7 protein-coding genes are annotated in these 8,515 nt (G+C 70.2%); 6 read left to right on the top strand and 1 reads right to left on the bottom strand.

All coding sequences use genetic code 11. The features are described 5' to 3' along the window. The first annotated feature begins 57 nt into the window (after positions 1–57). The 5 genes from VFL64_RS08930 (at position 58) to VFL64_RS08950 (ending at position 5,383) form a co-directional block, all read left to right on the top strand. Entirely contained in the window at positions 58–1,203 is a 1,146-nt protein-coding gene (locus VFL64_RS08930) for an ABC transporter ATP-binding protein (protein ID WP_489540030.1), read from the top strand. Further along, positions 1,196–2,239, top strand: coding sequence for an ABC transporter ATP-binding protein (locus tag VFL64_RS08935; RefSeq protein ID WP_489540031.1), 1,044 nt, complete (start codon positions 1,196–1,198; stop codon positions 2,237–2,239). Before VFL64_RS08930 ends, VFL64_RS08935 begins: the two co-directional genes overlap by 8 nt. Next, positions 2,239–2,826, top strand: coding sequence for a dihydroxyacetone kinase subunit DhaL (gene dhaL / locus VFL64_RS08940; protein ID WP_489540032.1), 588 nt, complete (start codon positions 2,239–2,241; stop codon positions 2,824–2,826). Before VFL64_RS08935 ends, dhaL begins: the two co-directional genes overlap by 1 nt. A gap of 19 nt (positions 2,827–2,845) precedes the next feature. Next, the gene (gene dhaK, locus VFL64_RS08945) at positions 2,846–3,835 is read left to right on the top strand and encodes a dihydroxyacetone kinase subunit DhaK (RefSeq protein ID WP_489540033.1); all 990 of its coding nucleotides are present in this window, start codon (positions 2,846–2,848) and stop codon (positions 3,833–3,835) included. Positions 3,836–4,072: 237 nt separating this feature from the next. After that, positions 4,073–5,383, top strand: coding sequence for a DUF6445 family protein (locus VFL64_RS08950; RefSeq protein ID WP_489540034.1), 1,311 nt, complete (start codon positions 4,073–4,075; stop codon positions 5,381–5,383). 220 nt (positions 5,384–5,603) lie between these two features. Here the strand turns inward: VFL64_RS08950 and VFL64_RS08955 are convergent, their stop codons facing one another. Further along, positions 5,604–7,241, bottom strand: coding sequence for an alkaline phosphatase D family protein (locus VFL64_RS08955; RefSeq protein ID WP_489540035.1), 1,638 nt, complete (start codon positions 7,239–7,241; stop codon positions 5,604–5,606). A 122-nt stretch (positions 7,242–7,363) separates the two neighbouring features. Here VFL64_RS08955 and VFL64_RS08960 point away from each other — a divergent pair, with 122 nt between their 5' ends. After that, positions 7,364–8,302, top strand: a complete 939-nt coding sequence (locus VFL64_RS08960) for a LysR family transcriptional regulator (RefSeq protein ID WP_489540036.1) — start codon at positions 7,364–7,366, stop codon at positions 8,300–8,302. The last annotated feature ends 213 nt before the right edge of the window (positions 8,303–8,515 follow it).

An 8,515-nucleotide genomic window follows, 5' to 3' on the forward strand; every position in this document is an offset into this window, starting at 1 on the left:
CGCTGGCCGGCGTCCTCCTGTTCACCATCGTTTCCAAGTTCCCCGACTAGTCGCGCCATGGCCGAGATCCGCGTCCAGAACCTGCACAAGGCCTTCGCCGACTTCACCGCGGTGAAGGACTCGACCTTCACCGTGAAGGACGGCGAGTTCTTCTGCCTGCTCGGCCCCTCGGGCTGCGGCAAGACGACCACGCTGCGCATGATCGCCGGGCTCGAGCTGCCGACGTCGGGGCAGATCTTCCTCGGCCACGAAGACGTGACCTTCAAGCGCGCCTCGGCGCGCGACATCGCCTTCGTGTTCCAGCTCTTTGCGCTTTACCCGCACATGAACGTGCGGCGCAACATCGCCTTCCCGCTCGTCTCGCAGGGCGTGCCGCGCGCCGAGGTCGCGGCCAAGGTGGCCGAAGCGGCGCGCGTGCTGCGCATCGAGCACCTGCTGGACAAACCGGTGTCGGGCCTGTCCAGCGGTGACCGCCAGCGTGTGGCGCTGGGCCGCGCGATCGTGCGCCAGCCGCTCGCCTTCATGATGGACGAGCCGCTCGGCGCGCTCGACTCCGAGTTCCGCGAGCTGATGTGCCGGGAGCTGCGCAGCCTGCACGACCGCCTGAAGGCGACCACGGTGTACGTGACGCACGACCAGCTCGAGGCCATGTCGATGGCCGACACCATCGCCGTCATGAACCAGGGCGTGATCGAGCAGCTCGGCGCGCCGCAGGAGGTCTACGACCGGCCCGCCAGCGTGTTCGTCGCCGACTTCATCGGCTCGCCGGCCATGAACTTCCTGCCCTTCGAGGGCGGCTACACCACCGGCGCCCGCCAGGTGCGGCTGGGCGAGGCGCTGGTGGCCGCACCTGAACTGCGCGAGGACGCGCCCGCGCAGAAGCTGCTCTACGGCGTGCGGCCCGAGCACATCCGCTTCAGCGCCGAATCCCCCGTGCGGGCCGAGGTGCTGGGCGCCGAGTACCTGGGCACCAGCCAGGTCGTCACCTGCCAGACGGCGCAAGGCACGCTGCTGCGCGCCCGCGTGGGCACCGAGGTGCCGGCGCAGCGCGGCGACCAGGTCGGTCTGGCCTTCGACGCGGCGCAGGTCTCGCTGTTCGATGCCGCCAGCGGCAGGGCGCTGCGCACGGTGCGCCACGAGTCGGCCTCGCCGACGCGTGCCTCGCGGTCGCACAGCGCCGTCACCGGAGCCGCCCATGGCTGACCTGCTGCTCAAGGGCATTGCCAAGCGTTTCGGCGAGGTGCAGGCCGTGGCCGGCATGGACCTCGAAGTCGCCTCGGGCGAGTTCATCGTGCTGCTCGGGCCCAGTGGCGCGGGCAAGACGACCACGCTGCGCCTCGTCGCCGGCCTGGAGAAGCCCGACGCCGGCTCGGTCCACATCGGCGGCCACGACATGACCGCGCTGGCCCCGGCGCTGCGCGACGTGACCTTCGTCTTTCAGCAGTACTCGCTCTACCCGCACCTGAACGTGTTCGACAACCTCGCCTTCCCGCTGCGCTCGCCCATGCGCCGCCTGGCGGAAGACGAGGTGCGGCGCAAGGTCACCGAGGTGGCGAAGATGCTGCGCATCGATGACAAGCTGGCCAGCCCGGCCACCCGGCTCTCAGGCGGCCAGATGCAGCGCGTGGCGATCGGCCGCGCGCTGGTGCGCGAGCCGGCTGTGACGCTGATGGACGAGCCGCTGTCCTCGCTCGACGCCAAGCTGCGCAACGACCTGCGCCTGGAGCTCAAGCGCATCCAGCAGGACATGGGCGCGACGCTGCTGTACGTGACGCACGACCAGACCGAGGCCATGACGCTCGCCACCCGCATCGGCGTGCTCGAGAAGGGCGTGCTGGTTCAGGTCGGCACGCCGCAGGAGATCTACCGCGCCCCGGTCAGCAGCTACGTGGCGGCGCGCCTGGGCGCACCCCGCATCAACCTGCTGCCGCGCGACGCGGTCGGCACCCTGCCGGCTCCGGCGGCCACCACCACCGTGGGCGTGCGCCCCGACGGCACACGCCTCGCCCTCGCCAACGGGCACGACAGCGGCCACGCCAAGGGGCTGGTCCGGCGCATCGAGCACCTCGGCGACCAGACACACGTGCACGTGGCGCTGGGCGGCGCAAGCAACAACGTCGAACTCATCACGCTGTGCCGGGACACCACGGGCCTGGAGCCGGGCCGGGCGGTGTCGGTGGAGTTCAGCGCGCCGCTGTTCTTCGACGTGTCCGGCCAGCGCATTCTCGGAGCCTCATGATGGACCTGAAACGAACACTTCAGGCTTGCACGCAGGTGCTGGTCGACCATGTCGAGGAGCTGACCGAGCTCGACGCCGCCATCGGCGACGGCGACCACGGCCTGAACATGCGGCGCGGCGCGCTGGCCATCCAGGCCAAGATGGCCGAGCTGGAGAGCAAGAGCCTCAACGAGGCACTGAAGGCCATGGGCATGACCTGCATGTCCACCGTGGGCGGCTCGTCCGGGCCGGTGTTCGGCACGCTGCTGGTCACGCTCGGCAAGGAACTGCCGGAACAGCCGTCGTCCGCCGACGTGGCGCGTGCCCTGGCCGCTGCCATCGCTGCGCTCAGCAAGCTCGGCAAGGTGGAGGTCGGCCAGAAGACGCTGCTCGACGTGCTGGACCCGGTGCAGAAGGTGCTCGCCGCGGGAGGAGATGACCTCGTCGCACGCGTGCGTCAGTGCGCCCTCGACAGTGCCCAGGCCACCGCGCAGATGGACGCCATCAAGGGCCGGGCGTCCTTCCTCGGCGAGCGCGCGCTGGGCCACGTGGACCCGGGCTCACGCTCGATGGCCTTGATCATCTCCGCGCTGTGTGACACGCTTTGAACGCTTGGCAGGAATCACCATGAAGAAGCTCATCAACGACGTCGAAACCGTGTTGGCCGAGAGCCTGGACGGGTTTGCTGCGGCGCATGCCGACATCGTCACGCTCGGCGCCGAGCGGCAGTTCGTGCGCCGCCGCGACGTCAGACCCGGCAAGGTGGCGCTCATCTCCGGCGGCGGCTCGGGCCACGAGCCCCTGCATGCAGGCTTCGTCGGATTGGGCCTGCTCGATGCCGCCTGCCCGGGCCAGGTGTTCACCTCACCCACGCCCGACCAGATGCTGGCCGCGGCGCAGTCGGTTGAAACCGGAGCCGGCGTGCTCTTCATCGTCAAGAACTACTCCGGCGACATGATGAACTTCGAGATGGCCGCCGAGATGCTGGACCGCGAGAACGCGACCGTCATCGTCAACGACGACGTCGCCGTCGAGAACTCCACCTACACCACCGGCCGCCGCGGCGTGGCGGGCACGCTGATCGTCGAGAAGATCGTCGGGGCCGCGGCCGAACGCGGCATGAAGCTCGCTGAGTTGAAGGCCCTGGGCGACACGGTCAACAAGGCGACCGCCTCGATGGGCGTGGCGCTGACTTCCTGCACCGTGCCGGCGGCCGGCAAACCCACCTTCCAGATCGGCGTCGACGAGATGGAGATGGGCGTGGGCATCCACGGCGAGCCGGGCCGGCGCCGCGTCAAGCACACCACCGCCGACGACATCGCCGCGGAGCTGACCGGTTCCATCCTCAAGGACCTGGCGCTCAAGCCGGGGCAGGAGGTCATCCTGCTCGTCAACGGCTTTGGCGGCACCCCGCTGCTCGAGCTCTACGTGATGGTGCACGCCGCACGCAAGGTGCTGGCCGCCGCCGGCGTGAAGGTGGTCCGTCACCTGACCGGGCCGTTCGTCACCTCGCTCGAGATGGCCGGCTGCTCGATCACGGTGAGCGCGGTCGACCCGGCGTTGCTGGCGCTCTGGGATGCGCCGGTGCACACGGCGGCCCTGCGCTGGGCTTGCTGAGCAGAAGCGCGTTCAACGGGCCTGAAGGACTGGCCCCAGGTAGAGCCGCGACAGCGCCTGCAACGAGGTGTTGCTGCCCCTCGTGAATTCACCCGCCGGGGTCAAGACCAGGCTGGTGGTGGTCACCGCCATCGCCGACGGTCGAGTGCCCCTCGACCCGATGACCTTGCTGCGCGCCAAGCCCGCCTGCTCTGCGACCATTCGGCAACGTTCGCGCCAATTCCTTCCGAACTTCTCATGGTCACCAAACCCTCTTCGCCCCGCAGCGGGTCGCCCGCCGATGTGGCGGCCCTGCTCAACCAAGGCCGCGCCCTGCACGCGCAAGGCCGGGTCGGCGATGCGTTCTCGCGCTACCAGGCGGCCCTTGCCGCCGAGCCCCGCCATGCCGACGCCCTGCACCTGCTGGGCGTGGCCTACCTGAGCCTGGGCCAGGTGGCGCTGGGGCTGAGCTTTGTGCGCAAGGCCATCGCAGAACGCCCAGACGACGCCGACTTCCACCTCAATCTGGCCACGGCCCTGGCCGGTCAGGGCGAGCTCACCGAGGCCGCCACTCACCTGCAGCGCGCGTGCGAGCTGAGGCCCGAGGACGCGCAAGCCCTGGCGAGCCTGGCCGCTCTGCAACTGCGCCTCGATCGCGTGAGCGACGCCGAGCGCAACTACGCGGCGGCCCTGGCCATCGACCCACAGCGCGCGGCATGGCACGAGGCCCTGGCCCGGCTGCGCTACCTGCGCTGGGCGATGCCCGAGGCGCTGGCCAGTGCGCAGCAGGCGCTGGCGCTGTCCAGCGGCGTCGCCCGGCGGCTGAACATGGGCTTTGCCCTGCCGCGGGCAGCGCCTGCGCGGCCCTCCCCCGCGGGCCATCTGAGGCTGCTGCAGCCCTTCGCCCCAGCCGATGCGGCGCAAGCCTGCACCGAGCGCGACCTGGTGGTGATCGATGACTTCCTGACCGACCCGCAGGCCCTGCGTGCCCAGGCCCTGCAGTTGCTCCGGGCACAGGCCAGCACGCTGGAGCGCGGCAACTTCCCCGGCCTGCAGTCCGCACCGCAGCCCTGTGGCGCCACCATGCAGCGCATCGCCGATGCGCTTGGCCGCAGGATCAAATGGGATTCACCCGACAACGGGGCCTTGCGCGTGAGCCTGGCCGGCGACGACGCTCGCGCCGACGTGCACGTCGACAACCCCACGCTGCCCGAGATCTACGGCGGTGTGCTCTACCTGAGCCTGCCCGAGGATTGCCGCGGCGGCACGCGCTTCTATCGCCATCGCGGCACCGGCTGGGCGCGCCGCCCCGACGAGGCGGAGCTTCGTGCAGCCGGCTACGCGTCGTTCCTGGACTTCCAGAAGCGCAAGTTGCCGCCCAACCGCCAGCTGCCCTTCAGCGAATGGCTGCGCCAGCGCGACACCACCTGGGAGGCACTGTTCGAGGTGCCGATGCGCTTCAATCGCCTGATCGTTTTTCGCAGTGACTACTTCCACTCGATCACCGAACTGTTCGGCGATCACCCGGAGAACGGTCGCCTGGTGCAGCTGTTTCACTTCGAGGGCTGAGCCCCGAGCCGATCCGTCATGACGCCCGTCGCGGGCCGCCCACCGACGAGCAGCCGCTCCCGGTGCCGACGTTGCGCTGATGAGATGGCTGGCTGCTCGATCACCGTCAGCGCGGTCGACCCGGCGTTGCTGGCGCTCCGGGATGCGCCGGTGCACACGGCGGCCCTGCGCTCTGGGGTTGCTGAGCAGGTCAGGACGGCATCGGGCCGGGCCACGTGCCTCACGCGCCGCGCGGTCGAGGAATCTCGTAGACGAGTGCCGGCGCCATCGCGTCGATCTCTTCGAGGGGCTGCGGCGGGCGCCAGGTGAAGATGCGGCAGGTGATGCTTTGCGGCGTCACGTCGATCACCGTGAAGCCGTTCTTCTCGGTCGGGCGCAGCGCTTCCTCCATCGTCACGGTGGCCGAGGGCGTCGACTCGGTGCGCCGGTAGGCCGACGGGAAGCCCAGGTCGCCTGTGCCCAGCGTGCCCGCCATCACCGTGTGCACCGGCTGGCGCAGCGTCAGGTCCATCGAACGGACGATGCGGCCGGCGGCCGTGGCGTGGAAGTCGCCCTGGACGATCAGCGCCGCACGCCGTTGCTGTTCGCCGAGGGCGGCCAGCAGCCGCTGATGCTGCGCCTGCCATCCGCTTTGCCAGCCTTCCTTGGGCTGGTCGAGCACGAGCCGACCCTGGCGTTCGTCGAGCTTGTCGGGGTACCAGTCGCCCAGCTTGCCGGACGAGTAGCCGAAGGGCAGCGAGGGTACGTGCATGAACTGCGCGGTGTCTTCGGCGCGCGTGCGCGCAAGCAGCCAGTCTTCCACCCAGCGCGGCACCACGCGGGCGTGCCGGCCCTTGTTGTCGAGGTAGCGGCGGCAGTCGTAGAGAACCGCTTCGAGCAGGCGACCGTAGCGCAGGGTTCCGAAGCAGCCATTGGTTCCGTCGGCCAGGCCGGGGATGCCGCTGCCCGGCAGCCATGACGGTCGGCCCGGATCGGGCAGGAACTCGGGGTAGTACAGGCGCTGCGTCAGCTCGGCGCCGACGCGGCCGTAGTCTTCCACCGGCAGCGTGGCGAGCTGGTCGTCGAACTCGTCGTTCTCGAACATGTCGTGGTCGTCGGTGAGGAACCACGCGGGCGTCGACCGCAGCGACGTGCCGTAGAGGCGCGCGATCTGGTGGTCGCACACCGCCTGATGGATCGCCGCATTGCGCGGATCGTCCATCGGCAGCGACAGGTCCAGCTCGCCGCCGAAGGCCGCGCGCGCCGCCGCGATGCGTTCGCGCGGCACACGCTTGTTCTCCAGCGTTTTCTGGTCCCAGTAGATGTGGTCGCCATTGGCGATGACGGCATGCGGCGCGAACGACAGGCCGCGCGCCAGCAGGCGACGGCGTGCCTCCATCGCGAGCCAGGTCGACTTGCCGCCGATCGGCGCGCTGTCGTTGCCGCCGGCACAGGTGTAGGCGAGCAGCCGCACGTGCTCGGGCGCCGCGTCGGGTGCGGGCAGGGTGGACAGCGGCCAGGCGTCGCACAGGGGCTGGCCCTGCGCTTCCACGATGCGCAGCTCGTGCCGCGTCGCCGGCGGCAAGCCCCGCACATCGAATCGCCAGAAGCGGCCGAGCCGATCCGTCATGACGCCCGCCGTGGGCCGCCCATCGACGAGCAGCCGCGGCGGCTGGGCGAGCGGTCGCCGCAACGAGACCTTGATGAGCAGCCGCTCGTGGCTGGCCGTGGGAATCAGGTGGACCACCTCGCCGGCGTTCCAGCTGTCTGCTGCCGAGGCAGAAGCAGGCAGCCAGCCGGCGGCGAACGTACTGGCGCCGAGCGCGAGCAGGGTGCGGCGCCGGATGTTCTGCTGTGGGGTGAAAGTGGGTGAGTTCATGGCAGCGCCTCGGGGAGGGGGTGCGAGCGCGGTGCTCGCGAGGCATGCATTCTTGAAGGCATTCCCCCGCCAATCGATAATCAAAGCGACCCTGTTGATAACCATGAGGCATCTCTCAGGCCATGACGGTTCGCCTTGACGACATCGATTACTTCCTGGCGGTCGTGCGGCACGGGCAGGTCCGGCGCGCGGCCGCCGAGCTGGGCATCTCGCAGCCGGCGGTGAGCAAGGGCGTCCAGCGGCTGGAGCGCGAGCTGGGCTTCCCCTTGTTCCAGCGCGGCAGCCGTGGCATGGCGCTGACGGCCGCGGCCCGGCACTTCCACGAACGCACACACGCTCTGCGTGCGACGCTGGGCGATGCGATCAAGGAGGCCGCGGACATGCACCTCGGGGCCATGGGCGTGCTGCGGGTCGGCGTGTCTCCGCTGTACGTCCGGCCTCTGTTTCTGCCGGCCTGCCTGCAGCTGCACCGCCAGCGGCCGGCAGCGCGGCTGAAGGTCAACATCAACCTCAACGACGTGTTGCTCCCGGCGCTGCGGCGCGGGGACATCGACCTCAGCATCAACGCACTGCCCGAGGAGCCGCCGCCGGACCTCGACGCCGTCGCGCTGATGTCGGACGACCTGTGCATGGTGGTGCGGCCCGGCCACCCGCTGCTGGCGCGCAGCCGGCTGCGCCTCAAGGATCTCGCACACGCGCAGTGGATGCTGCCCGGGCCTGATGTGGCTGCCCGGCTCCAGATCGAGGCCGTGCTCGCCGCGGCCGGCCTGCCGGCGCCCCAGGTCGCCATCGAGGTGAGCAACACGACGGCCCCCTTGGCCGACCTGCTTCTCCACAGCGACCTGGTCGCGATCCAGAGCGAGTCGGTGCTCGACAGCCACCCGGCGGGGCAGTTCTCGGTGCTGCCGTTCGCCGAGGCCCGCCTCAAACGGCAGATCGGCGTGCTGACGCGGCAGGGTGCCACCTTGCCGCCGCTGGCGCAGCGCTTCATGGAGCTGCTGGTCGAGGGCGCGCGCAAGCCGCAGCGGCGCGTTCCGGCGAACGGGGCTTCGCGCGATTGATCGTCTCGCTGCGAACGCGATGGGCGGTAGGTCAGGGCCCACGGGAGATTGAACGCCTGCGCCCTGTTTGTGCCGGCCTCTACACTCCGCCCTCACCATGGGCACCGACGAGACCACCCCCGCGCCACCCGACGCCCCACGTGGGCGAGTGCGCCTCACCTTGGCCGATGTGGCCGCCGCGCTCGGCATCAGCCGCACCACGGTCTCCAATGC

Origin of the sequence: Rhizobacter sp., assembly GCF_035702065.1 — a bacterium.
Lineage (GTDB): Bacteria > Pseudomonadota > Gammaproteobacteria > Burkholderiales > Burkholderiaceae_C > Rhizobacter.

Bases quoted from the DNA above. Each gene is read 5' to 3' on its own strand.
- VFL64_RS08950 (WP_489540034.1), top strand. From the start codon at position 4,073: ATGGTCACCAAACCCTCTTCGCCCCGCAGCGGGTCGCCCGCCGATGTG.
- VFL64_RS08960 (WP_489540036.1), top strand. From the start codon at position 7,364: ATGACGGTTCGCCTTGACGACATCGATTACTTCCTGGCGGTCGTGCGG.
- VFL64_RS08935 (WP_489540031.1), top strand. From the start codon at position 1,196: ATGGCTGACCTGCTGCTCAAGGGCATTGCCAAGCGTTTCGGCGAGGTG.
- VFL64_RS08955 (WP_489540035.1), bottom strand. From the start codon at position 7,241: ATGAACTCACCCACTTTCACCCCACAGCAGAACATCCGGCGCCGCACC.
- dhaL (WP_489540032.1), top strand. From the start codon at position 2,239: ATGGACCTGAAACGAACACTTCAGGCTTGCACGCAGGTGCTGGTCGAC.
- VFL64_RS08930 (WP_489540030.1), top strand. From the start codon at position 58: ATGGCCGAGATCCGCGTCCAGAACCTGCACAAGGCCTTCGCCGACTTC.
- dhaK (WP_489540033.1), top strand. From the start codon at position 2,846: ATGAAGAAGCTCATCAACGACGTCGAAACCGTGTTGGCCGAGAGCCTG.